The 23,409-nt window shown below is 39.5% G+C and carries 27 protein-coding genes; 14 read left to right on the top strand and 13 right to left on the bottom strand.

Features of this window, described 5'->3' with window-relative positions; translation table 11 throughout:
• Window positions 1-194 precede the first annotated feature (194 nt).
• The 3 genes from EHQ58_RS00955 (at window position 195) to EHQ58_RS00945 (ending at window position 2,098) form a co-directional block, all read left to right on the top strand.
• Complete coding sequence (locus EHQ58_RS00955; protein ID WP_135621462.1) at window positions 195-656, top strand: VOC family protein; 462 nt, start codon at window positions 195-197, stop codon at window positions 654-656.
• Between the two features lie 81 nt (window positions 657-737).
• On the top strand, window positions 738-1,334 hold the full coding sequence (locus EHQ58_RS00950) for a glutathione S-transferase family protein (RefSeq protein WP_135621461.1): 597 nt from the start codon (window positions 738-740) through the stop codon (window positions 1,332-1,334).
• A gap of 200 nt (window positions 1,335-1,534) precedes the next feature.
• Window positions 1,535-2,098, top strand: coding sequence for a DUF4256 domain-containing protein (locus tag EHQ58_RS00945; RefSeq protein WP_135621460.1), 564 nt, complete (start codon window positions 1,535-1,537; stop codon window positions 2,096-2,098).
• Window positions 2,099-2,138: 40 nt separating this feature from the next.
• Here the strand turns inward: EHQ58_RS00945 and EHQ58_RS00940 are convergent, their stop codons facing one another.
• Entirely contained in the window at window positions 2,139-2,672 is a 534-nt protein-coding gene (locus tag EHQ58_RS00940) for a class I SAM-dependent methyltransferase (RefSeq protein ID WP_135621459.1), read from the bottom strand.
• A gap of 236 nt (window positions 2,673-2,908) precedes the next feature.
• Here EHQ58_RS00940 and EHQ58_RS00935 point away from each other — a divergent pair, with 236 nt between their 5' ends.
• Both EHQ58_RS00935 and ruvA read left to right on the top strand, forming a co-directional pair.
• Window positions 2,909-3,745, top strand: coding sequence for a DUF2225 domain-containing protein (locus EHQ58_RS00935; RefSeq protein ID WP_167883492.1), 837 nt, complete (start codon window positions 2,909-2,911; stop codon window positions 3,743-3,745).
• The gene (gene ruvA, locus EHQ58_RS00930; protein ID WP_135621457.1) at window positions 3,742-4,335 is read left to right on the top strand and encodes a Holliday junction branch migration protein RuvA; all 594 of its coding nucleotides are present in this window, start codon (window positions 3,742-3,744) and stop codon (window positions 4,333-4,335) included. The genes EHQ58_RS00935 and ruvA overlap by 4 nt, the downstream gene beginning before the upstream one ends.
• Before the next feature lie 5 nt (window positions 4,336-4,340).
• On the opposite strand, the gene EHQ58_RS00925 is transcribed toward ruvA, so the two are convergent.
• Both EHQ58_RS00925 and EHQ58_RS00920 read right to left on the bottom strand, forming a co-directional pair.
• The gene (locus EHQ58_RS00925; protein ID WP_135621456.1) at window positions 4,341-4,859 is read right to left on the bottom strand and encodes a hypothetical protein; all 519 of its coding nucleotides are present in this window, start codon (window positions 4,857-4,859) and stop codon (window positions 4,341-4,343) included.
• A 55-nt stretch (window positions 4,860-4,914) separates the two neighbouring features.
• A complete protein-coding gene (locus EHQ58_RS00920; protein ID WP_135621455.1) occupies window positions 4,915-6,459 on the bottom strand; it encodes a restriction endonuclease in 1,545 nt (514 codons plus the stop codon).
• A 69-nt stretch (window positions 6,460-6,528) separates the two neighbouring features.
• Here EHQ58_RS00920 and EHQ58_RS00915 point away from each other — a divergent pair, with 69 nt between their 5' ends.
• From EHQ58_RS00915 to EHQ58_RS00895, 5 genes are read left to right on the top strand one after another with little or no spacing between them, the layout of a single operon-like run.
• Entirely contained in the window at window positions 6,529-7,059 is a 531-nt protein-coding gene (locus tag EHQ58_RS00915; RefSeq protein ID WP_135621454.1) for an ABC transporter permease, read from the top strand.
• The gene (locus EHQ58_RS00910; protein WP_135621453.1) at window positions 7,059-7,730 is read left to right on the top strand and encodes an ABC transporter ATP-binding protein; all 672 of its coding nucleotides are present in this window, start codon (window positions 7,059-7,061) and stop codon (window positions 7,728-7,730) included. Before EHQ58_RS00915 ends, EHQ58_RS00910 begins: the two co-directional genes overlap by 1 nt.
• Window positions 7,727-8,626, top strand: a complete 900-nt coding sequence (locus EHQ58_RS00905; RefSeq protein ID WP_135621452.1) for an ROK family protein — start codon at window positions 7,727-7,729, stop codon at window positions 8,624-8,626. The genes EHQ58_RS00910 and EHQ58_RS00905 overlap by 4 nt, the downstream gene beginning before the upstream one ends.
• A 5-nt stretch (window positions 8,627-8,631) precedes the next feature.
• Complete coding sequence (locus EHQ58_RS00900; protein WP_135621451.1) at window positions 8,632-8,979, top strand: histidine triad nucleotide-binding protein; 348 nt, start codon at window positions 8,632-8,634, stop codon at window positions 8,977-8,979.
• A 16-nt stretch (window positions 8,980-8,995) separates the two neighbouring features.
• Complete coding sequence (locus EHQ58_RS00895) at window positions 8,996-9,964, top strand: lysylphosphatidylglycerol synthase transmembrane domain-containing protein (RefSeq protein WP_135621450.1); 969 nt, start codon at window positions 8,996-8,998, stop codon at window positions 9,962-9,964.
• 54 nt (window positions 9,965-10,018) lie between these two features.
• On the opposite strand, the gene EHQ58_RS00890 is transcribed toward EHQ58_RS00895, so the two are convergent.
• From EHQ58_RS00890 to EHQ58_RS00880, 3 genes are all read right to left on the bottom strand, one after another.
• Complete coding sequence (locus EHQ58_RS00890) at window positions 10,019-10,480, bottom strand: VOC family protein (RefSeq protein ID WP_135621449.1); 462 nt, start codon at window positions 10,478-10,480, stop codon at window positions 10,019-10,021.
• Window positions 10,481-10,585: 105 nt separating this feature from the next.
• Window positions 10,586-12,262 (bottom strand): dihydroxy-acid dehydratase, encoded by a 1,677-nt coding sequence (gene ilvD / locus EHQ58_RS00885; RefSeq protein WP_135621448.1) that lies wholly within the window; start codon window positions 12,260-12,262, stop codon window positions 10,586-10,588.
• An 83-nt stretch (window positions 12,263-12,345) separates the two neighbouring features.
• Window positions 12,346-12,930, bottom strand: a complete 585-nt coding sequence (locus EHQ58_RS00880; RefSeq protein ID WP_135621447.1) for a hypothetical protein — start codon at window positions 12,928-12,930, stop codon at window positions 12,346-12,348.
• A gap of 102 nt (window positions 12,931-13,032) precedes the next feature.
• Between EHQ58_RS00880 and EHQ58_RS00875 the strand changes: the two genes are divergently transcribed.
• The gene (locus EHQ58_RS00875; RefSeq protein ID WP_135621446.1) at window positions 13,033-13,851 is read left to right on the top strand and encodes a hypothetical protein; all 819 of its coding nucleotides are present in this window, start codon (window positions 13,033-13,035) and stop codon (window positions 13,849-13,851) included.
• Here the strand turns inward: EHQ58_RS00875 and EHQ58_RS00870 are convergent.
• The 3 genes from EHQ58_RS00870 to EHQ58_RS00860 are packed head-to-tail and all read right to left on the bottom strand — an operon-like array spanning window position 13,792 to window position 15,152.
• Window positions 13,792-14,484 carry a hypothetical protein gene (locus EHQ58_RS00870; protein ID WP_135621445.1) on the bottom strand — a complete coding sequence of 231 codons (693 nt, stop codon included), beginning with the start codon at window positions 14,482-14,484 and terminating at the stop codon, window positions 13,792-13,794. The two genes, EHQ58_RS00875 and EHQ58_RS00870, sit on opposite strands and share 60 nt — an antisense overlap.
• A complete protein-coding gene (locus EHQ58_RS00865) occupies window positions 14,475-14,903 on the bottom strand; it encodes a PAS domain-containing protein (protein ID WP_135621444.1) in 429 nt (142 codons plus the stop codon). The genes EHQ58_RS00870 and EHQ58_RS00865 overlap by 10 nt, the downstream gene beginning before the upstream one ends.
• Window positions 14,904-15,152 carry a hypothetical protein gene (locus EHQ58_RS00860; RefSeq protein ID WP_135621443.1) on the bottom strand — a complete coding sequence of 83 codons (249 nt, stop codon included), beginning with the start codon at window positions 15,150-15,152 and terminating at the stop codon, window positions 14,904-14,906. It lies immediately after the preceding gene.
• Window positions 15,153-15,241: 89 nt separating this feature from the next.
• Between EHQ58_RS00860 and EHQ58_RS00855 the strand changes: the two genes are divergently transcribed.
• The gene (locus EHQ58_RS00855) at window positions 15,242-16,693 is read left to right on the top strand and encodes an aromatic amino acid lyase (RefSeq protein ID WP_135621442.1); all 1,452 of its coding nucleotides are present in this window, start codon (window positions 15,242-15,244) and stop codon (window positions 16,691-16,693) included.
• Here the strand turns inward: EHQ58_RS00855 and EHQ58_RS00850 are convergent.
• On the bottom strand, window positions 16,682-17,917 hold the full coding sequence (locus tag EHQ58_RS00850) for a methyl-accepting chemotaxis protein (RefSeq protein WP_135621441.1): 1,236 nt from the start codon (window positions 17,915-17,917) through the stop codon (window positions 16,682-16,684). The two genes, EHQ58_RS00855 and EHQ58_RS00850, sit on opposite strands and share 12 nt — an antisense overlap.
• A 113-nt stretch (window positions 17,918-18,030) precedes the next feature.
• On the opposite strand from EHQ58_RS00850, the gene EHQ58_RS00845 reads away from it, so the two are divergent.
• Complete coding sequence (locus EHQ58_RS00845; protein ID WP_135621440.1) at window positions 18,031-18,402, top strand: PAS domain-containing protein; 372 nt, start codon at window positions 18,031-18,033, stop codon at window positions 18,400-18,402.
• Window positions 18,403-18,433: 31 nt separating this feature from the next.
• On the opposite strand, the gene EHQ58_RS00840 is transcribed toward EHQ58_RS00845, so the two are convergent.
• The 3 genes from EHQ58_RS00840 to EHQ58_RS00830 are packed head-to-tail and all read right to left on the bottom strand — an operon-like array spanning window position 18,434 to window position 22,437.
• Window positions 18,434-19,315: a patatin-like phospholipase family protein gene (locus EHQ58_RS00840; RefSeq protein ID WP_135621439.1), complete on the bottom strand. Its 882-nt coding sequence runs from the start codon at window positions 19,313-19,315 to the stop codon at window positions 18,434-18,436.
• Window positions 19,315-20,568, bottom strand: coding sequence for a C40 family peptidase (locus tag EHQ58_RS00835; protein WP_135621438.1), 1,254 nt, complete (start codon window positions 20,566-20,568; stop codon window positions 19,315-19,317). The genes EHQ58_RS00840 and EHQ58_RS00835 overlap by 1 nt, the downstream gene beginning before the upstream one ends.
• A gap of 18 nt (window positions 20,569-20,586) precedes the next feature.
• Complete coding sequence (locus EHQ58_RS00830; protein ID WP_135621437.1) at window positions 20,587-22,437, bottom strand: patatin-like phospholipase family protein; 1,851 nt, start codon at window positions 22,435-22,437, stop codon at window positions 20,587-20,589.
• Window positions 22,438-22,536: 99 nt separating this feature from the next.
• Between EHQ58_RS00830 and EHQ58_RS00825 the strand changes: the two genes are divergently transcribed.
• Window positions 22,537-23,406 carry an MBL fold metallo-hydrolase gene (locus EHQ58_RS00825; protein ID WP_135621436.1) on the top strand — a complete coding sequence of 290 codons (870 nt, stop codon included), beginning with the start codon at window positions 22,537-22,539 and terminating at the stop codon, window positions 23,404-23,406.
• The last annotated feature ends 3 nt before the right edge of the window (window positions 23,407-23,409 follow it).

Genomic DNA, 23,409 nt, shown 5'->3' with positions numbered 1-23,409 from the left:
ATAATGACCATAGCATCGATACTCACATTGCGATTATTTCAAAAAATTTAAAAAACGAGTAACCCTGAAATAATAACGTATAGCTCATCTAACTTCACATATCTCATTTCGTTCTGCGCAATTTGGTGTTGCCAAACAAAATGACAAATGAATCCTTTATGGAATCGTGATAAAAAATCGACAGGAGAAACTTTATGTCTAAAATTACACCTTTCCTAATGTTCAATGATCAACTTGAAAGTGCGATAAAGTTCTATACTTCCTTATTCCCGGACTCCGAAATAAAAAATATTGCAAAAACTGGTAACGAGGGTCCGATCACTTCTGCCGAATTCACAATCGGCGGACAATTATTTATGGCATACAATGGAGGCCCCTACTTCCAATTCTCGAATGGATTTTCTCTTTTTGTTCATTGTGAAACCCAAGATGAAATCGACAAGTATTGGAATCAGTTTATCTCTGCTGGGGCAAAACCATTACAATGCGGATGGATTACCGATCAATTCGGTATTACATGGCAAATCGTTCCTACTCGATTCATGGAGCTTATTAACGACAATGATCCGAAAAAAGTTCAAGCTGTAATGGATGCCATGATGCAGATGATCAAACTTGAGATTCATTTACTTGAAAAAGCTTATCATGAGGCGTGAACTCTGACCGAAGTTTGTTGACCATTTTATCAATCGGGTGTAATTTTATTTTTTTGGTTATTTAGGAATATAGATTTTTGTATGAAAGTTTACGGCGATAAATTATCTGGAAATTGTTACAAGATTCTTTTAATTTCTTCTTTTCTCGATAAAAAAATTGAATGGATCGACGTCGACGTATTAAAAGGAGAATCGAGAACTTCCGAGTTTCTCAAGAAAAATCCTAACGGCAAAATTCCTGTGCTTGAACTAGATGATGGAAGAACTTTATCAGAATCAAATGCAATTATAAACTATTTATCAGAAGACAGCGATCTTATGCCTACGGATAAGTTTGAAAAATATAAAACCCAACAATGGCAATTTTTTGAACAGTACAGCCATGAGCCTTTCATAGCCGTGGCAAGATATATAAATAAATATTTAGGAATTCCTAGCGATAGAAAAACAGAATATGAGTCAAAGCAAGCCGGCGGACACAAAGCTTTGAAAGTGATGGAAGAGCAGCTTGCACGGACTCCGTTTCTGATAGGAACCTCAATAACGGTCGCAGATATTTCCCTATATGCATATACGCATGTCGCTCCTGAGGGCGGTTTTGATTTAGAATCCTACCCGTTTGTTTTAAGATGGATCAAATTGATTGAGAAGACACCAGGTTATATAAAAATGTCCTAAGACCTCATTTCTTGATTGGAAGAGATTAAATCATAATTAGGAGCCTGAAAATCAAATTTGAATTCCAATTGATTATGAATCCCTGATGGAATTTGTGTATCTAAAAGCTGCGGGTTTGCTCCATCTTTCTTGAGTCACTTCTCCTTCAAAATTAAATTGCAAGCACACGTCTGCGTTATGAATAATGGCTCTTATCTACCATGAAATCTGATAAAAAATCTTTACCTTTCCAAGACCAATTGCTATCCACCTTGAAAACCAGATTCGAGAAGAACATGAATCGCCATAAAGGATTAGATTGGAATTTAGTGCTTTCCAAGTTAGAGAAAAACCCGCACCAATTGCATGCATTAAATGAAATGGAAAAATCAGGTGGAGAGCCTGATGTGGTTCGTTTTGAAAAAAAGATAGGAGAGATAGTATTCTTTGATTGCTCCCTAGAAACTCCCAAAGATCGGAGAAGTTTATGTTATGATAAAGCAGCTTTAGATGGTAGGAAAGAGAACAAACCAAAGGGAAGCGCCATAGAAGCAGCGAAAACAATGGGAATCGAATTGCTTGATGAGGAGGAATATCTTGAGTTACAAAGACTTGGAAATTTTGATACGAAAACATCGAGTTGGCTAAAAACACCCATCGAGGTACGTAAATTAGGTGGAGCTATTTTTGGAGACTTTAGATACAATCGAGTTTTCTTTTATCATAATGGTGCTGAATCTTATTATGCAGTAAGAGGATTTCGAGGTTCTCTAAAAATTTCTTAATTGGACACCGATGTTGCATCCATTCTAAACTTAAATTTTACTAGGTTATAAAACGAATCAGATTTTCTTCAATCACGGCTTCCTGGAAATGAAAACTTTCTCGAATCCATTCTATCGATTTTTTATGATAAAAAAATACATGGGTTGGATCATTTTTATAATACCAGTTTTCAAAATCAATGGATTCTGAATAAATCGAACTCATACAAAATAGGATTCCGCCCTTCTTCAGTAAAGATCTAAGAAGTGCGAATTCTACTTTTGGCAATCGAAAATGTTCAATTACTTCGCAGGCTAAGATATAATCGTAAGTATTTTTTAAAAGACCTATTTCCTGCCAAAAAAAAGGATCATACTTTTTCACCATATATCCGTTATCCTCTAGGAGCTTGGTTGAAACGGGACCAGTTCCGGCACCAAAGTCCAGACCAAGAGCATCCGCACTAAAATGGGAGCGGATAGAATTGACAAGTGGAGAAACAAATTCTTGGTATTTTTTATCATGCACATCATTGTTATGAGTAAGATATCGATTCCTTTCCGCATCCAAGGAAAGATGGTCACTAGAATTCATGAATACTGCGCTACAATGTAAACATTGAAAATAGGAGCGATTACGGGTCTGAAAAAAAAATTTCGATCTGCCACTGCAGAGTGGACAAAGCTCATCATTAGCCTGCAAATTCCTGCTCCTTTCGATTCACAGTGTTTCCGAATTTGTTTCTCCCACATACTAATTTATTTCTTGAATTCGAGATTCTTCAGAAAGTAATGAAAGAAAGCAGTAGAATCTAGGTTTGAGGTAATTTGGTGGCAGAAACAAACGAAGAAGAAAAGATACTTAGTCCGATCATCCAACAGGATGTGGAGTGTCCTATTTGTAAGTTTACCGAAGTCAAGAACTACGCGCTGAAAGCGAAAACACTTCCCATTCGTCACAATATTTTCGAAGTTCCGATTTATGACGAAAATCCAAAATATTCCCTTATTGATTTTAATGAGCTTCAGTTTACTGTCTGTCCCATTTGTTTTTTTAATGGCGCCAGTCGTAGCGATTTTAATTTTCATGGTTCTTTAGGAGATAAACAATCTACAACTGATAAAAAAGTCCGTAATTATTGGGAGGCAAATTCGAAACAGATCAAGGCGCAGTTTAACCTTGGCAATCTCTTACCTGAAAATTTCCATCACCCAAGAACGCAGGAAGCCATCATAATGAGTGTTAATCTCTCGATTTATAAGGCAACGGTTGAGATTCATGCTAAAATTCCTTATTCACTGATCAAACGAGCCCATAGGTACATTCGCCTGTACTGTCTAAAATTGAAATACAATTTGCCGGTTGATGATGAACTATTAAAAAAGGCCATTGCCGACCTTGAAGAAGTGTTTCGTCTTTCGGATTTCCCAGAAAAGGCCTATGAATTCGAAGTTTGTTATTTAATCGTTGTTTGCTGTGTGAAAATCGGTGATGAAACGAAAGCGGGCGAATATATAAAAGTTTTGGACATGTCTAAAGCTGAATTAACTGCGGAATCAAAAACAAACCCTAAAGTTCCGGTGCAGGAAGTGACTAAATGGTCCGCCAAAGCAAAAGAACTTTGGCAGAACAGACAGGATCCTACAATTTGGGATATCAATAAATGATCGGGAGTTTACGTGGAAATCTGCTTCGTCTAGATCTCGATTCCCTACTCATTGAAGTATCCGGTGTCGGTTATGAAGTCATGATTCCATTTCCTTTACACTTGCAATTACGCGAGACTGTCGGAAAGGAAACATTTATCTACGTCTACCATTCGATTACGGATAGAAACCAAAAGCTATTTGGTTTCTCAACGAATAAAGATCGAGAACTTTTTAAGCTGATTAAATCTTTGCATGGAATTGGTGAGCTAACAGCTTTAAAAATACTCTCCTTTTTTCAAGCGGATGAACTTTATCAAATTGCCCAAGCGGATGACAGAAAAACACTTGAAAAGATTCCAAAGGTCAAAGGGAAAACTTCAGAAAAGATTCTTTTTGAGATCAAACAAAATCTTAAGAAATTAGAATCCTTTTTAAGAGAAGATAAAAAAGAATATTCCATCACAAATGCACAAACGGATTTGGCAATCCTTGCCTTGATCCAGCTCGGTTATGATGAGAAAACGGCGAATCGTGAAGTTGATTTGATCCGCAAGGTTACACCTGATTTAGAAGCAGGTGAAATTGTTCGAAAAGTTATCACTAAGTAAAAATTCTATAACATTCGAAGCAACATCCATTTTCCTTCTATTTTCGCAAATACAGGATTGATCAGATAACGAGCATTTGCTTGATTTTCCTTAAATTTTAATTGTAATTCTGATTCAGAAGAAGAATCAAAAAAAAAATCTACTAAGATCCCATTTGAACTGCGAAGAGCTGTCTGAATGGTAAGATTTCCCTGGCTTGTTTTTTTTTGATCCAATAAATCTTGATTAAAAAAATACGTCGAAAAGTAACCATCTTTGGATGCTATATCACGAATAACTTCTTCCTTTGTCCAATGACCCTTTGCATCGATAAACAAACCCAGTTCTCCGAATACCATCGCCGGAAGATGATCTAAATTTCCCAAACAGATATCATCCAGTAACAAGCGTAGCTGGCTTAATATCGCATCGGTATCTACTTTTTTCCCGTAATTGCCATATACTTTTCCAAGTTCCAAGGAAATAGGGCAAGTAGCGAGAGTGATTTTTTCATTTATGGGTAAATCCTTGTTAGACACACTCATGGATTTGCAATCAAAACTAAGTGATGTGCTAAAACAGAATATAACGGATATTAAATTACATTGTTTTATCAAGCAAGTCTTCAAGTCTGTCTCCGTTGATGATTTCGAATTGATCGTCGTGTTGAGAAAGTATTTTCCGACCAGCTTCGGTTAGATCAAAATTGCCAATGATATAGCCTTTCATTGCTTGGTTCTCTCCCATCTGCTGCACCATCTCGCGAAGGAAAATATCGGAAACTTTGGCATCTTTCCACTTTCGAATTCGAAAGATGGCCTTCAAATCAACATTTTCTTTAGAAGAACACAAATAGTTTACTCCGTCTCCATCCGTATTTACCAGTTCTTTGGTTACCCTAAAACCTAACTTAAGTATCATTCTGGTCGCCTGATTTTTAAACTGAGTACCTGTCATCGCAATGAACTTTTCGAATTTATCAACGCCAACTAGATCTAGTTTTTTTGCCGTTTTATTTCCATTTTCATCAACAAGACCTTTGATATTAAATGGTTTTGAGGATCGCATCCCGCTTAGTTCAAAATATCTAGAATTTGGAAACAAGCTTAAAGAGAGCAGATTGAGCTCTTTTGTGAGATCATAGTCAAGTGCCAGGGAATCTATATTGCCAAGTCCTCTTTCGAGTTTGTATTTTAAATTTGCTAAGTTGATGATTTCTGGATCATCCAACCTACTTGCCTCTGCCTCAATTAGATGTTCTGAAGCATCCTCATATCTTCCCATATAGATACAAATCATTGAGAAGTGAATATTACTCTCAGTAATCTCACTCACCCACCCGTTTAGCTTTGCCATTTCCATACATAGACGAGAATACTTAAAAGCATCTGGAAAGTTTAGCATTAATATTGCTTCGGTCATGAGAAATTGAAAGATCGTATAACGCACGTATTCGTCATCAACCTGATCGACAATCGCCGTAGCAATTTTTACCGCTTCTTTGTGTTTGTTTTCCCTTGAAAGTGCCAGAGCATATAGAAATCCGCAAACTGCCGATTTTTCTAGCTTATACGCGTTCTCGAAATATTCCCCTTCTTTTCCACCACCAGTAACGCCAGAGATCACTCCGCGTGCAATATGATAGATGGATGTATTTATTTTCTCTTCAGGCAGTCTGGAAAAAAAATTATCAGCGATTCGAAACTCTTTTTGACCAAGAGCCATAAAGCCGAGGCGCATGCATGCGATTGCATTTGATCGATCAAACTGTAATGTATCTAAATAATGGAAAAAGGATTCTTCATAAAAATCTTTGTTGTAATAGATATCAGCAATTCGGTTCGATACCATGACCGGATCAATATCTTTCGTATAACGATTGTTTTTTTTGATGATTTCCAAATGTTTGGCTTCATTCAATGGATCATTTTCCATCGAATAGATTTTGGCCATTACATAATGTCCATAAGGATTCTGATGATCTTCTTCGAGTTTATCACGAACGATGGCACGGGCATCCAAAAAGTTTCCCATCGCCGCAAGGGTGAGTGCCTTTGCGTAACCATCTCGGTTTTGTGTGATAATAAAGGTTACGAGAAATCCTAGAATGATGACCCCCGCTCCCACAACGATGAAAAATATCAAATTCGCTTACTTCCCTTTGCGTTAATTAACGTTTGTAAAAATGAGGATTGGTGCAAAAATGACTCTATAGTGACACCACTTTCCTACTTTTCCTTCGCCTGGAGGATTCTCGTCAGAGACCGTTTGTATACCCTGTCCTATGGTATGTGCGGTATCATCCTTTCCACCTTTTTCTTTCAGTCGGTTCGCATTCATATCCATCTTTATGGCGGTATCTCTCTATCTAGTATCGTTTCCTTTGACCAAACTCCACAGATTCTTTTTTATACGAGCCTCTTCTCTCTCATGAGTTTAGCCTTATTTCACAGCATCCAAAGGTTGGGAGATATAGGTGTTATGATGGCTGTAGGTGGGAATCGTTTGGGCTGTATTTGGTTGCATAGTCTCGTAATCCTCCTTCTGCTGGTTCCTTCTGCTTTGATTGGATTTAGCCTAGGACTAGGTTTCACCCAGCCAAGCACGTTTGATCTAGCCAAAGAGATTCAAACCTTCTTCATTGGCCTGGCATTTGTCGTCCTCATCTGTTTTTCCGTCTCCTTTCCGACCGTTGGTCTAACCACTTTTATTGACCCTTACCGGGCCATTCGGAGGCAGCGCTGATGCTTCTCCGGGTCCACAATCTAACGAAGACCTATGGAAATGAAGTTGCCGTAGACTCCATTTCTTTTGATGTGAACCAAGGAGATTATGTCGCAATCATCGGACCTTCGGGATCTGGTAAAACTACCCTTCTCTCGCTTATGACTGGCATGCTCACAGCCACAGCAGGCGACATTCTATATGACAACCAAAGATTGAGTCAGATTTCCAAAAGGGAATTGTATGAGATCAGAGCGAGGGAACTCGGCCTTGTCTTTCAATTTTCGGAGCTTGTAGGAAATTTAAACGTCAGAGAAAATATTCTGCTGCCGGGAATTTTCACCCGCAAATTTTCAAATGCAGAGTACCAGAGAAAATGCAATTACCTCCTTGAACACCTAAAACTAGAATCCATCCAATTCATGTTACCAAGACAGTTATCAGGGGGGCAAATCCAGAAGACAGCGATCGCCAGATCCCTCATCAATGAACCTTCCATCCTTTTTGCTGATGAGCCATCGGGTGACCTTGATCCTGATAATAGTTTGCTCGTACAGATGCTGTTAAACGAATACAATAAAAAGAATCTCTCCATTATTTTAGTCACACATGATATGAAACTTGCTTTTGATGCACAAACGATTTACGGAATGAGAGCAGGAAAATTTGATCAGGTGATCAAGGGAAAATGAAAGAAGCCCTAGCCATTGGCATTGATATCGGAGGCGGCTCCATTAAAACCGGCGTGTTTGATCGCCTGGGCAAAGAATACAAACTCCTCAATGTTCCGAACCCTTCTCCACTCACAAACGAGAGTTTTCTTGCAAGCATCGATTCTGCGATTATTACCTTACATGAACTTTATCCCATTGCAGGGATAGGAATAGGTTCCCCAGGTCCTCTGGACAACGAGTTAGGCATTCTCATCAAAAGCGCCAATATGCCATCATTACAGAATGTAAAATTGAAGGAACATCTCGAAACAAAGTTTCACCTTCCCGTATTTTATGAAAATGATGCCAATTGTGCCGCATTAGGTGAAGCAACTTTCGGAGCTTTTAAAAATCTTTCGTCCCAACTCATACTAACTCTTGGAACTGGTGTTGGTGGAGGATTCGTAGAACAGGGAAAGTTGTATCTTGGTTATAAGGGGAATGGAATCGAAATCGGACACATGACGGTCGTTATCGATGGAGCACTCTGCGGATGTGGACAAAAAGGATGTCTTGAAGCATATTTTTCTACCAAAGGATTCCTGAATCGTTTCTTTGAAAAAACGAAAGTGCAGTTGAAAGATGCAGAATCTTTTTTTACAGAAGTTCGCAAGGAAAACCAAATAGCCATTGACATTTTAAATTTTGGCACGGTTGCGATGGCTGAAACCGTTCGCAATGCCATACATTTATTGAATCCCGAAGCACTGATTTTTGTAGGTGGGATCACGCACGCATGGGACCTGTTTGGTGAAAATCTCGAATCACTCATCCGAACTAGAATTTTTCCTGTTTTAAACGAGAGACTGATCATAGGAGTGGGTGGAAATTTAGCTGGAAGCCTAGGTGCGGCGAGTTTAGTATTTCAGAGGTAAGGTAGATGTCAGAAAATTGTTTATTTTGTAAAATTGCCAATGGTTCCATCCCATCCAAAAAGGTATATGAAGATGATGAAATTTTTGTTTTTCATGACATTACTCCAGTCGCCCCCTTACATCTGCTCCTCATACCGAAAAAACATATAAAAAGTCTCAATGAACTTGAAGTCGCAGATGGCGCCATACTTGGAAACATTTTCTTAAAAATTTCCTCCCTGGCCCGAGAGTTCGGAATGAGTGAAAAAGGTTACCGCGTTGTCAATAATACGGGAGAATTTGGAGGTCAAAGTGTTCACCACATTCACTTTCATTTGCTAGGTGGAAGACATTTGACATGGCCTCCAGGATAAAAATAGGAATCTGATCATGAAAAAATGGCTTCTTGGATCTTCCATTTCTGCTGTAGCAATCTATTTATTATTACAAAATTTTGATTTGAAGGAATTTGAAAGATTAAAAGGAAAACTTGATTGGAAATTCTTATTTTTTCTCATCTTTTCGAATCTATTTGCATTCCTTCCTTTTACTTTGAGATGGTATTACCTACTCGACAGAAAGATTAGTTTTGCGAGTGCTTACGCCTCCTCAGTTATCGGTGTAGGTTTAAATATGGTTTTGCCAGCTCGGGGTGGTGATGTCATGCGCCTCGTGATCAACAAAAAAGACTCAGGCCTCACGATACCGAATTTAGTTTCTAAAATTTTTTTAGAGAAGGTGATGGATTTAGCAACGATCGTGATCATCGGCGCATCCGCTCTATTTCTGTTAGGACTCGGAGAAAACAAAAATCTAAGCCTTCTTTATCTTTCTGCATTTGTTTTATTAGCTATGTTTGGCGGTCTTTTTGCGTTACGCGTATTTTTAGAACCCCTCAGAAATTTCTTTCGATTGCTATTTAGAATGCTAAAAAAGGAAGATTTTTATATCCACAAAATGGATCACCATTTAGTCGAATTCAGTGAATTTTTGAAGGGCAGGAAATTGTTACGGCCCGTCTTCTATTCCTTTCCAACATGGTTGTTTGGTTATGCTTTGAGTTATTGGCTCGTATCCCAGCTTATCGGGATTGAGCTACATTACACAGAAACTTTGCTTCTCATGTTTGTTGGTGCGATGGGTGTTGCGATTCCTTCTGCGCCTTCTGGCATTGGCGTATTTCATGCGTCAGTGATCTCCGGATTTTTACTTCTGGGTAGAGAAAGTGGCGAGGGATTTGTATTCGCGACTGTTTTTCATCTTGCTCAGTTTGTCATACTCACAAGTCTCGCGATTGTCTTCTATCTCCTCTGGACAGCATTCTCCAAAGAGGAGAATCGTTCCAAAACAAGCATTTAGGCAGTTACGACGATTGCTTGGTTGTTTCTAACCAAGCATTATTTCTTTTTAAAGTTAACTCAAAGCCTTAATGACGTCGGCAGGTGCTTGCACGAGTTCTACGAGAACGCCCTCGCTTGACAGAGGAAATTCCTCATTGCCTTTTGGGTGGATGAAACAGACGTCATAGCCTGCGGCTCCTTTACGTATCCCGCCTGGCGTGAAACGTACTCCTTGTTTGGTGAGCCATTCGACAGCTTTCGCAAGATCGTCGATCCATAGCCCGATATGATTCAATTTGGGATCGTGCACTTTGGGGCTTTTTGTCGGATCCACGGGTTCCATAAGATCAATTTCAACTTTGAACGGTCCATGTCCCATGGACAATATGTCCTCATCTACGTTTTCCTTTTCGCTTCGATAGTCTGAAACTTTTGTCAGTCCCATCACATCAACCCAAAACTTGGAAAGCTTTTGTTTTGACTCCCCGCCAATAGCAACTTGTTGTATACCTAAAACTTTAAACGGTCGATCCAAAATATTATCCTCTCTCTTCTTTTCTTAAATCTTGAGGCAATGTTTTGCCATTGCCCAATATAAAATGCTAATCTCCGTTCCGAAAAATGAAATCTTTCTTTTCGTCTAGAGATCCGTCAAACACCCAGTACTTGCATCTTGGACCAATTGAATGTATTTCCAAAGATAACCCGAAGTAACTCTGTAAGGTGGCTTGACCCAATTTTTCTTTCGAAGCTCTAATTCTTCTGGTGTCACTTTCACTTCTATTTGATTTTTAATCGCATCGATGAGAATCGTATCTCCATCTTTCACCAAAGCCAGTTCTCCACCTTCCATGGCTTCAGGGGTAATATGCCCAACTACAAAGCCGTGACTTCCACCAGAGAATCTTCCATCCGTGATAAGTGCCACCTTATCACCTAGCCCTGCCCCAATAATGGCAGAAGTAGGTTTCAACATTTCAGGCATTCCTGGTCCACCCTTCGGTCCCACATAACGAATCACTACAACGTTTCCGGGTTTTACCTTCCCCTCACGAATCCCTTCGTTTGCAGCAACTTCCGAATCAAAACAAATCGCAGTTCCCTCAAATTTTTCACCTTCGTGACCAGTGATTTTTGCCACCGCACCTTTTTTGGCAATGTTTCCGTATAACACTTGGATATGCCCTTCTTTTTTGATCGGATTGCTAACAGGTCTGAGAAGATCCTGATCTTTCGGTAACCCTGGAAGGTCTTTTAGATTTTCTGCAATCGTTTTTCCCGTAACAGTCAAACAATTTCCATCAATCATCCCTTCTTCTAACATAAATTTCATGACCGCCGGTGTTCCACCAAGCGCGTGCAAGTCTTCCATTAAATACTTACCACTGGGCTTCATATCAGCCAGTAGCGGAGTCGTATCAGTAATCTTTTGTAATTGAGCTAAATCCAAGGGAATTCCCATAGTCCTGGCAATGGCAATCATATGAAGTGCTGCATTTGTCGAACCGCCAAGAATCGTTACCACACGAAGGGCATTGAGGATTGACGCAGGTGTAATGATATCTGAAGGCTTAATATCCTTTTCAAGAAGGTTATAAATATGTTTTCCAATGTTCATACACTCTTTCTTTTTTTCCTCGCTACGCGCTGGGGAGGAAGAACTGTATGGCAGACTCATACCCATGACTTCAATCGCTGTCGCCATGGTATTGGCAGTATACATTCCCCCGCAGGCACCAGGTCCCGGACAAGAATTCTTAATTACTTCTTTAAAATCCTCTTCGGAAATTTTGCCGTTTATCTTTTTTCCATACGCTTCGAAGGCAGAAACAATGTTTAATTTTTCACCCTTATAATTCCCTCCACCGATGGTACCACCATAAACCATAATAGCGGGACGATTGAGCCTAGCCATTGCCATGATCGCTCCTGGCATATTCTTATCACAACCTGCAGTGAAAATGATTCCATCATGAAAATGAGCCCCTGCCATGGTCTCGATGGAATCTGCAATGATTTCCCTTGAGGGCAAGGAATATCGCATACCATCGTTTCCATTGGTGATACCATCACTCACTCCAATCGTATTAAAAAGCAGACCTACCATTTGTTTTGTATCGAGAACACTTTTTTTTTGTAAAGCAGCAAGGGTCGTCAGGTGCATATTGCAAGGATTGCCATCAAAACCCGTGCTACCGATTCCTACAAAAGGCTTGTTTAAATCTTCGTAGGGCACACCAGAACCGATGATCATTGCTTGCGAAGCAGGAAGGGATTCATCTTGGGTTAGAACACGGCTGTATCGATTCAAAATCATATAAACTAAAAATTCCTTTGCGTAATTGATAAATTGTAAAAGACTAAGCTAAAATAAAGCAGATTTTACTTGGAAACGTAACTTTACTTCGGACAGACGCCAAGGTCGGCACTCTTAGCCTCACTGATTGTAACCGATTCATTTGAAAATTTTCCATCTGTATCTAAGCTAATGCCTATTTCTATGATTTTGTTAACTGTCGGTAAGATTTCTTTTACGGCACGAAAATCTCCTATATCTTTCGGTTTGATCTCTGACCGAACAAACTCCATATTTAAGGTTAACCTTTGATCTGCGGGGATCAAAAATTTATAGGCACAATCATTCATTAAATATCGTTTAGGTGCTTCTTTTATTTCAGGTGGAAGATTGGGGTTTGTTAAAAAATCCTTTCCATAATGTGCAGTCAGCCAGGTATCATCTGATTGGTCTAGAGCATAAATTGGTATCCCAACCCTAGGAACATAGGGCACTAAAATCTTTTTAATGCCAAGCTGATACCGATACGCGTTCCTTCCACCTTTTGGATCTTTGAGATTTACGATCAGTACTGCCTGCTTGGGGCTTGTCTGAGGAGATTCGAAATCATCAGAACTTCCGAAGATCATATTCGAGGATACAAGGGTAAAAGTGGAAAAGAAAAATGCGATGATGATTGTTGCTACCATATATATTGATCTTCAATTCTTGTATTTTTTGTTTCAACTAGGAAATTAGCTCCAAGATATGGTGAGAATTATAAGTAAACTGAAGCGTCTAATCCATATACCATGCCAACTCTAAATTGGAAAGATCTTCTCTATTCCTTACTTCCCCAGAAACCCTTACCCTTACTCTCCACTCCCACTCAGAATCTCTCTGCCGCTGCCCAATGGAGTTATTTAAAAATCTGGAAAGACCATTTCCGTAATGCCGGGGCAAAAAAGGGACAGGCCGTTGTGATATCCCTGCGTCCCTCTCCCGCTTGGGTCATACTCGTACTCGCTGCCTTTTGGGAAAACTTGACTGTCATTTTCTGTGACCATTCGGAGTTAAAGTTCCTACCCACCAGTAACTATTTTTGCTCCATTTCTGTAGATTCGGAGGCGACAACCTGGAGGGTAAATTCCGAACTCGAACTGTTTGAGCAAGGAGCTTGTCAACCTGAGGCAAGGTCTGACTACCAAGATCGTGTTCTTTTTTTTGGAAAGAAGGTCTCGAGCAGAATCTCGGATGAGGAACTTAAGATCGTACTTTCTCGCCTCGCCATTTCTGGAAACAACGAATCTGTTCTCTCCACTTTGGATTGGTCAACCGAAGCAGGCTTTTATTTTGATTTTTTCCCCTCTTATTTTAGCGCTCGTGAAATTTTTTTAGCAGATGATGAGGATAGAAATAGAATCAAACAATTGTTTGATGACTACGAAATCAACCATTTGGTATGTAAAGAATCAACATACGAAGAAATAGCACATTTAAAATCAATCAGCAAAAATCCAAATGACTTTATTAGCTGCACTATCATACGAGATAGCCAGCTAACAAAAAAACTAGATCGATTTTTGTATGGAAATTTTCCTTCTTCCAATAAAGGAAATACGATTATCTAACATTACAGAATCAGAAAACTCATCTCTAATGTCGCGGATTTGTGCTTCTAAATTTGCAAAGGCTTCCACGATCTCATCTGAATTGGTCATGCCCATATGTTTCTGCAAATATTCTTTATCTGCATACAAAGTGTCTAGCTGGGCTTCCATCAGTGCTAACTCATCCGATTCAAGCGACAGATCAATCGAGGATTCGATTCTTATAAATTCCTTGATAGGCTTTGTTAAAAACTCTTGGATCTCCATTAAATCTGTCTCGCTGATGAGTGGCTCAATCGCAATGAGAAAGAATGTGGTGAGCGATGCTTTTCCTATGAGAACTGTATTCGCCGAACCAGTCTTAAAATTTTGATATTGGATTTGCGTATTTAACTGTTTCCAAAAACATTTTAACTCTATGTATTTTGTGAATAAAGTGACACTTAATTCAGAATCCACTTCTAAATCTCGTGCTAGCTCGAGAAAGTCAGAGATGATTTTCTCGATCCATGCTTTCGTTTCTTTGTAGTCTTCATCGGTAACCGAATAGTCCTCTCTCCAAGACTGCAAGTTGTGTGCAATATCCTCTTTAAAAGCAGGATCGGTTAACACGGACTCTATTGTTTCTAAATCTACTGATTTTATTAATTCCATTTTACAAATATCCAATTTGTCGGTCTTGCTGGGCCACGGTATAAATGAATTTTCACAGGTGTAGGTTTCATTTTGTAAGTAAATGTGTAAGGAAAAATCAAATCCATTTTCCTTTCTTCTACCCCTTTTTTAAAACTTCCGTAAAAGATTTGGTTGTTTGTACAAGGAGCAATTTCTGTAAAAAAATTTTTACCAATTGTTGACTTGGCATCAATATTTGCTTTTTCCCCCTCATACTTGTTAAACATCTTGATGACGCCCTTATCATCCACGCATATGACGCCAAAGTCAAGTAAGTCGATCTCTTCTGCGGTGGATACCTGTAGTTTCTGTAAGACATCGTCCTTCACAAAACGCATCTCACCTTTTGCGTAGAATTCTGCTTGTTTTTGAAGTTTTTGAACGAGTTGCTCAGACATTCACAATGATCCTTTCAATCTTGATTTTTCTACAAATACATTTTTGATGGAAGTGATCTTCAATTCAGTGGAAGGAACTTTTCGGTATCGCTCTTTGATACCATACAAATAATTTAATTCATTTTCTAATTCTTTAAACTTACTAACAATCTCTTTGGGATCAGAAAAACCAAGTTGGTTCTCAAAATGTGTCTTCTCGTCATAAAGATAAATCAGCTGGTTTTCAAAACTCTCTTTCAATTCTTCCATACTTGAATTTTAGACGAAATGAAAGATCAATTGATTAGAAATTAAGATGAATTTTTATAGGAACCAGACTAAGAACAGGGTGACGAAATTTGACATTTTCCTTAACAACCAGAAAACTAAATCAGATCGCAAAAGGTGAAAACTATCCATTTTCTACGATCGATCTAGAGCGGCTCGCAATCAGTCGAAGAGCTCTTCTCCAGTATCTAGAAAGCGAGGAGAGATCCCTGATCTACGGCATAGATACGGGATTTGGTCCACATGCATTTCAGAATAACGAAGATAGATTGGAAAATCAATTATCTCTTGTTTATCATTTGAGTGTCGCCAGTGATAAACATTCCCTCAGACACGAAGAAGCAAGGGCAGTTCTCGCTGCAAGAATTCACTCTTTATGCCAAGGCGGAAGCGGCATTTCCACAAATACCCTTGCTCTTCTTTCCGAGCTCCTCAGACTTGATTGTATACCACTGATTCCAGAAAGAGGTTCACTTTCAGCCTCTGGAGATTTGATACCACTCGCTGCCATTGCACTTGCCCTCATTGGAGAAAGTGAATGGACAGGAAAAAATAAATCCTTTGGACCCACCTTGAAGAATGGAAAAACTTCCAAGATCGAGGGATTGCCATTGGAACTAGCTCCCAAAGAAGCACTCTCACTCACGAACGGAACTAGTTTCACGACGGCGCTGCTTTCTTTACAGGTGGAACTGTCCTCTCATTTACTTTCTCATACGATTGAGTTTCTGAAAATTTTATTTCGTTTTCATGCCGTTTATGCTGATGCCTTTCTTCCCGCTTTGCATGAAACAAAACTTCATAAAGGACCGGTTCTTATTGCAAAGGAACTCTATTCCATTGCCAAGGCGAATTCTAAAAGTAAACAACCAGGTGAGCGCGTACAAGATATCTATTCGATCCGATGTCTCCCTCATATCCTCGGTTCTATCATGGATGAGATCATAAGTATTCGCGAAACGGTGGAAAATGAGTTGAATTCCCTTTCCGATAATCCTGTTTTCATTGAAAGCGAAAATCGATATGTAGAGGGCGGAAATTTTTATGCATCACATGTAAGTTTTGCTGCGGACAGATTGCAAAACTCATTGGCTGTCCTTGCCACCTGGTCAGAACGGTTCATCCAATACCTTTACACTCCCTCAGAAAACAAAGAATTCAATCTGATGCTTTCCCCAGAACCAGGAAAATATGCGGGTCTATCTGGGTTGGGACTACTGGCCACCCACCTAACTGCCGAAATCCGAAGAGATTCAATGCCTGGATCAGTGCAATCTCTCTCTTCCAATGGAGGGAACCAAGACATTGTCCCTATGGGTGCCATATCAGTTCTCAGAAACCGCCGAACTCTCGATAGCTTAACTTCGATTCTCTCGATTTTGGGTTATTCTATCTTTCAAGCAGGACATTTGAAGGGAATCGATCTCTCTACACACCAGGCATTTGTAGGCGTGAGGGGCCTCGACGTAGACCGAAGCTTAAAAGAGGAATTAAAAACAATCGAAAAAAATTTAGGTATTTAAATCTTTTTCGTTTTTTAAATAGTCATCCGTTTCTTTTCTCATCTCAGACATCTTGCCTTGCATTTGTTTGGTGAGCCGAAACAGCCAATCTTTTGAGTCATTCATCTCCGTGCATTCATGTTGAATCTTATCGGAGAGTGTTTGCGTTTCTTCTAGATTTCCATTGATCGTAATGATTTCACCATATACCTCGCCCGATGTATCTTTTACCCTTGTCGCAATTTCATCCAAAGATCTTGATTTTTCAAGTATATGATTTCCCCTTGTTTTCAATTCGGAGATGGATTGTACAACTTCTGCAATCGTTCCATGGACCACATGAATTTCATGTGCAATGAATTCAAAGGCGGCACCTGAGTCCTTTGTCGCACTGCTTGCCAGAGCAAAATCTGAGATATTGCTGCGAAGGAGTTTCGTGATTTCACGAGAGTTTTGTGCCGTTTGCGTAGCTAGCTTTCGGATCTCTTCTGCAATCACCGTAAAACCTTTACCTTCTGAGCCAGAATGTGTCGCCTCGATAGAAGCATTGATCGCGAGTAAATTTGTTTCTTTGGATACGCTATTGATAAAGTCGATGAGTTTTAAAATCCCTCCTGAGGATTCTGAAATGCGTTGGATGGTATCGCTTGTATTGATCACTTTTTCACGTCCATCCCGACTCTTTTGAACGAGTTCCTCCATAGTTTTGTTTCGGCCTTGGATTTCGTCGATGACTGCATTGACGATCTCGAACATCACTCCGATTTCATCAGAGGTTTTTCCGACAGCTTCCATAAGCAGAACTTCTTGTGATGCGAGATTGGAGACAACGGTATACACTCTGCCTAAATCTTGACCCATCGTCTCGATTTTCTCATTGAGTTCGGAGAGATGTTTCCGAACAAGGGAAATCATTTCGCCTAATCCTTCTAAGTTGACCGTGACTAAATTTGAGTATCCTTCTAAGTCCTCACTGACACTTGCAAGGAGACGAGCCAACGCAGGTCTTTTGTTTCCTATACTTTCAAATTTTCTATAGATCTTCCTCTTCTTATATTGGAAATAGCATGCCATCATCAGACTTAGAGAAGCAAAAGAAAGAATCAACGTCGGATTCGATGCAGAGTTTGGAAATACAATCAAAAGAATCGTCCCAGGCAGGATTGAGAGAAGAAGGGAAAGAAAAAAACCCATATCCAATCTCTTTAGGTATGTTAAGTCCTTAAGTTCAGTTCTTTGTATCATTTTTTTATTATCACTATGCTAATTGGACGTTTTTTATAGTATTATTTTCGACTCTGGACGTCAAATACTTAGAAAGATTCAAATTCCAAATAGATGTTGGAGAAGAGAGATACATGACAAGTTTTATCGAACCTACCTTTTTAACGAAACTCGGAAGCTTAAACCAAGCAAGTGCAGATGCTTTGAACTTTGGAGTTGTTAAAGTCGATGAGAGTGGTAAAATCCTACTTTATAACAAATTCGAATCCGAACTTGCCAATGTCCCAATCGAAAAAGCTGTAGGTAAAAATTTTTTCACAGAGATCGCCATTTGCACCAACAACCGTCTTTTCTTTGGTAAATTCAAAGAGGGGATGGCAAAAAAAGAAATGGATGTAACTTTTAGTTACGTTTTCACTTATAAGATGAAACCGACCAACGTTATGATTCATTTGTATTATGATCCCTCTTCTACTTCTAACTGGATCTTCGTAAAACCTAAATGAACATTTCTTTAGTTTAAGCTTAGAGAAGCACTTATTCCTGAAAATGGATGAGTGCGTCCTTGTATCCTCTCACAATTAAAGTTTCAGCCTGTTCTCTTGTGAAATTCAAGAAACTTCCAAGCCCTAGCATCTCTTTGGGAGCGATGACTCTGATATTTACATTCTGGAATTGTTGGGTAAAATAACCGAGAAAATGTTCTATCGGAGATTTAGGGCGACTCATTTCTTTTTGGAATTCGATCCCCTGCTCAATGTTCTTATAAGAACCCAGAAGATATAACTCATACAGCCTTTCTAACGCCTCTGTCTTGTTTGTCGGTGCTTGCATCATCACGTCTGCACCAACGGGCGAAAGTAAAATCACAAGTATCTCTTCCGCTCCCCTTGTGATGGCAGGTAAAATAGGTGTATTTGCCATGACCCCACCATCCCAATAAGGCGCTCCTTCGATCATTTGCCACGGAAAAAATAAAGGAATGGCACTGGATGCGAGAATGTGTTCTATTTTGAGATCAGGATTTTCAAAAAAACGAAGTTCTGAAGTTAGAATATTTACTGCCGATATCACCACCTTGACTTGGCTTTCATTTAAGGTTTTGAAATTTAGTTTTTCTCTAATCAAATGATGTAATGGCGCTGTATCAGCAAGAGGTGCATATGCCTTTCTAAACAGCTCCCGTATTGTGTTTTTAAATGAATATTTCATTACTTTCTTTTCATCGAGATCTAACCATAGATTGATGAGTTCTTGGCTATTAAGTCCTGAACCCATAGCACACGCGTTGATCGCACCGACGGAAGTTCCACAAATGATATCCGGTGACCATTTCATTTCTTCCAGACATCTATAAACTCCGGCTTGGTAGGCACCTCTAGCGCCACCACCTGACAATACTAATGCTTTTTTTCCCATTATTTTCCCACCTTAACGAATATCCTTCGAGCACTAGTAAACCTGTCGGTCCACCACTTCTCATTTAAACTTTGTATGATCACACCTTTACTGCTAGAGGCATGAACGAAATTTCCCTCACCCATTGATAGTCCAACGTGTGTTATTTTAGATTGGTTTGGAGATGCGGAAAAAAAAACGAGATCACCAAGTGCAAGCTGACTTTTTGATGTCGCACTTCCAATTTTTGCCTGGTCTCTTGCGGATCTTGGTACCATCTGATTTGGAACGGCAATCCCTTTATCAGTGAGAACAGAGCGGGTAAAACCAGAACAATCTGTCCCGGCTTTTGATGAGGCACCATATACATACCGAGTTCCAATCCAACCTTTTACCGTTTCCTTCATTGCCTTTGCAGATAGCATTCGCCAATCACTACTTTCGACCGCTTCTCCTGGGCCTGGACCCTGCAAGTCCTCTAGACTCCATTCTAATTTTGGACGCTCTTTGATTTCTAAAGCTCCAAAAGAAGAAAACTCTTCCCCTAAATTTCTTTTTGAAATAAGCACTTGTTTTGCGATCTTTGTTTTTTCTTTCCCTTGCAAGGCCTGCAGGTCTGTTTCGATTTTAGCTTTCGCCTCACTTGCTTTTTTAGATTGGAAATCCAAGGTGAGCTCACGATATGCAGATAAAAGTAGATCTTTGTTTTTTGAGTTTTGAGGCAGGGAAAGACCCTTTAGGATGGAATCTAGCATCTCCTCTGAATTCTTTTTTTCACTGCGGGATAAAATAAGTATGCGCATACCTGTCAAAATGCGTAGACCTTCCCAATGTTTAGAAATGACACCAGATAGGAATTTATCCCTTAGATGTAAAGGGAGTTCTGCCTTTTCCGACTCGTGCATAGCAAGAGCGAGCAAAACAAAATCATTTTCATCTCCTTTGAATTTTGAAAGCACAGGAATTAAATCTTCCACCGAAGTGAAACTGATTCCTGCCTTTCGTGCCTGAGTGAACAAATAGATGTCTCGCGCAAATTCACTGGGCTCTAAGCCTTCCATCATGGCCCATGGAATCAGTGCCAAAGTCAGATCACGTACCTCCTTTTCATTTGCCTCGTCACCTAATCGTTTTCGAACTTCGTGTTTGATCAGTAACTTCTGTTGGTTGCTATAATCTGTAGTTTTTAATATTTCTAAATCCTGGCCATACAAGATAGAAAAAGAAAAAACCAAGCAGAGGTGGATCAATATAATTTTAAATGTTTGTATCATAAAAAAACCTTACCTATATTAAATATCTCGAAAATACTCTTTTTTAAAGTTTTGGATTTTGCTTTTCGAACAGATGTATCCTAATTCAATCAATTTTTCATAACTGAACCATTCCAGAACTCCAAAGTTGTTTGTTGGGATTTGTAAAAACAACTCCGACACCTTTTCCGTTTGTCGGATTCGTTCCCGACTGGAAACCAGAATGGACCGAATGATGATATCTCCAATAGGTGGAAATTTCGGTTGAAAAATATTTTTAAAGTTAATCAAATTCGTAAGTTGGACAATGGGATGGTCCAAAACTCCAGGACTGGATTTATCAAAATAATTCGTGAGTTCCTTATCTTGGTCAGGGTAGATGTCGCCAAACACATCGACACTTATAACAGGCCCTGCTCCCTTTTCTTTTAATAAAAGTCCTGGAACATTATCCATGACTCCCCCATCGACAAACACAACTCCCTCTTCAATGAAAGGAGGGACGATCCCTGGCAGCGATGTGCTTGCACGTATGGCTTTCCAAAGCGATCCATCGGAGTGAATATGGCTTTCGGAATTGGAAAGATCCGTCGAGACCGCATAGTACGGAATCCATAAGTCCTCAATCTGTATCTCTCCGAAAAAATCTCGAATCGCTTCTGTATACTTTTTTCCCGCGACAAGAGAAAGAACAGGAATCGTGTATTCATTCAGTAAGTCTCGGTCCACCCAAAGTTTTTTTGCTTGGATTTTGCTTCGTTCTGAATCATAGCCCATGGAAATCAGGGCAGCAAAGATGGAACCAGCGCTCGTTCCCGATACCATATCTATCGGAACCCTACTTTCTTCGATGCTCCGCAATATGCCAAGATGGGCAAAACCTTTCGCACCTCCACCACCAAGGGCAAGCCCTATGGACTTACCTAAGATACCTCTTAATAAACGATCAATCGTTTGTTTCGTTGGGATATGAACATGGTAATGCCTAGAAACAGATCGAGTTCGTAAGTGAGCGGAGGTATTTTTTGGCAGAGAATCAAACTTAGCATGATATAACAAAAGATCTATGTTTCGATTCTTTTGCCGTGTTTTATCAAGATACGCTTCCATAGGGCTTTTGTTTGGTGGTAAACTACTATCCTGAACCAAAATGACTCGGTCAGATTGTCTCACAAACCTCTTTGAACAAGCGGCTTCCTCGTAAGTTCCTACATAAAAAATGTTTTGGTGGTTGTTTTCTAATTTTTGAAACCAATCTAAGATATTGTGTTCTAGGTCTGTATCTTCTCCAAGGTTCGGAAATTGATCATAAAAATCTTTCGAGGTTATAATTTTATAATTTCCAAATTGTCCTGCCGAGAGCTCAACCGCTTGGATCAATTCATCCAAATTCATATCAGGACTTGTTGGTATAAAACAAAAACTGGAAGAATTTACTCTCTGATTCTGATCTCGATTTCTTGCCCGCGCCAATCGCTCCGCTATAATTCTTGTTACTTGAAGTAATGCTTGGGGATGATTCGTTAAGATATTTAGAGCAAGATCTCTCGGAACACGAATGATTTCTGAATCTCGAATCGCAACAACCGTAGCAGATCGCGGCTCTCCAGTAAACAAACTCAACTCTCCTAAAATATCTAATTTTTGGAATTCTCCCAGGTCTGTTTTTCCATCCGGACTTGTCTTCTCATAACGAAGTCTGCCTTGTGCCAGAATGTATAAATCCATTCCCAAGTCGCCTTCCGAAAATAATACAGATCCACTCGGTAAATATTCTCTTACTGTACAATCCATCATTTCTCGGATCACCGCATGTGGAAGGTTCTTAAATAAATCTTTAACGGTTATGTATTGAGAGAGGAGTGCATTTCTGTTACGGTGAGAGGTCATGAACTTCTCAATATATAGAGTCAAATTTAAAAAATGGCAAGCAAAATCGAAACTCTTTCCCTGGAACTTTTTGATAATGCATGGGTCTAATCCCTAAACATGAATTCCTTGAGACCCATCTTTCTTTTCATTCTTATCCTCCTTTCGCTGAACCATTGTTCTTTGTTTCGAACGATCGAAAGGCCGACAAAAGTCTTAAATCTTTCTGGCTTTGACCCAAGCCAAGTAAAAGTGCATTGGATTGGCCATGCAACACTTCTCATTCAGGTTTATGACAAATGGATTTTAACAGACCCAAATTTTTCTGATAGCATTGGCCTGATTGTCAAAAGACACATTGGCACTCCGATTTCACTTGGCGATGTTCCCGAACTCGACTGTGTGCTTATTTCGCATACCCATTTCGACCATTTGGACCAAAACACTCTTGAAGGATTAAAAGTTAAAGGTAAAGTTCTTGTTCCGAAAGGTGCTGGAGTTTATGTTCCGAACTTGCATGAAGCGAAAAAAGTAGAAATGGAACCCTGGCAAGAAGTAGATTCAAATCAAATAAAAATAACAGCTGTTCCTGCAAGACATTTCGGTGGGCGTTGGCTAGTTGATAATTTATGGGACCACGATCCTTACACTGGTTACGTGATTGAATACAAAGGAATCACTTTATATTTTGCAGGTGATACTGGTTACCAAAAAGCACAATTTAAAGAGATAGGTAAAAAGTTCCAGATTGACATTGCTTTTCTTCCCGTTGGACCAAGCAAGGGTCCAAATAATCCAGTCCATATCAATCCAATCGAATCCGTAGATACGTTTTTAGATTTAGGTGCAAAAAAAATGATTCCGATGCATTACGGAACATTCTATCGCACGATGGAATCTGAATTAGAGACGATTCAAGAAGCATTAGCACCCCTTGGAAATAAAGCAGAGATACTTTCTATAGGTGACACCTATGAACTAAAAAAATAAAGC

The organism is Leptospira ognonensis (genome assembly GCF_004770745.1).
Taxonomy (GTDB): domain Bacteria; phylum Spirochaetota; class Leptospiria; order Leptospirales; family Leptospiraceae; genus Leptospira_A; species Leptospira_A ognonensis.
Note: the sequence above shows the minus strand (reverse complement) of the source record. Positions and strands in the feature narration are given on the sequence as shown.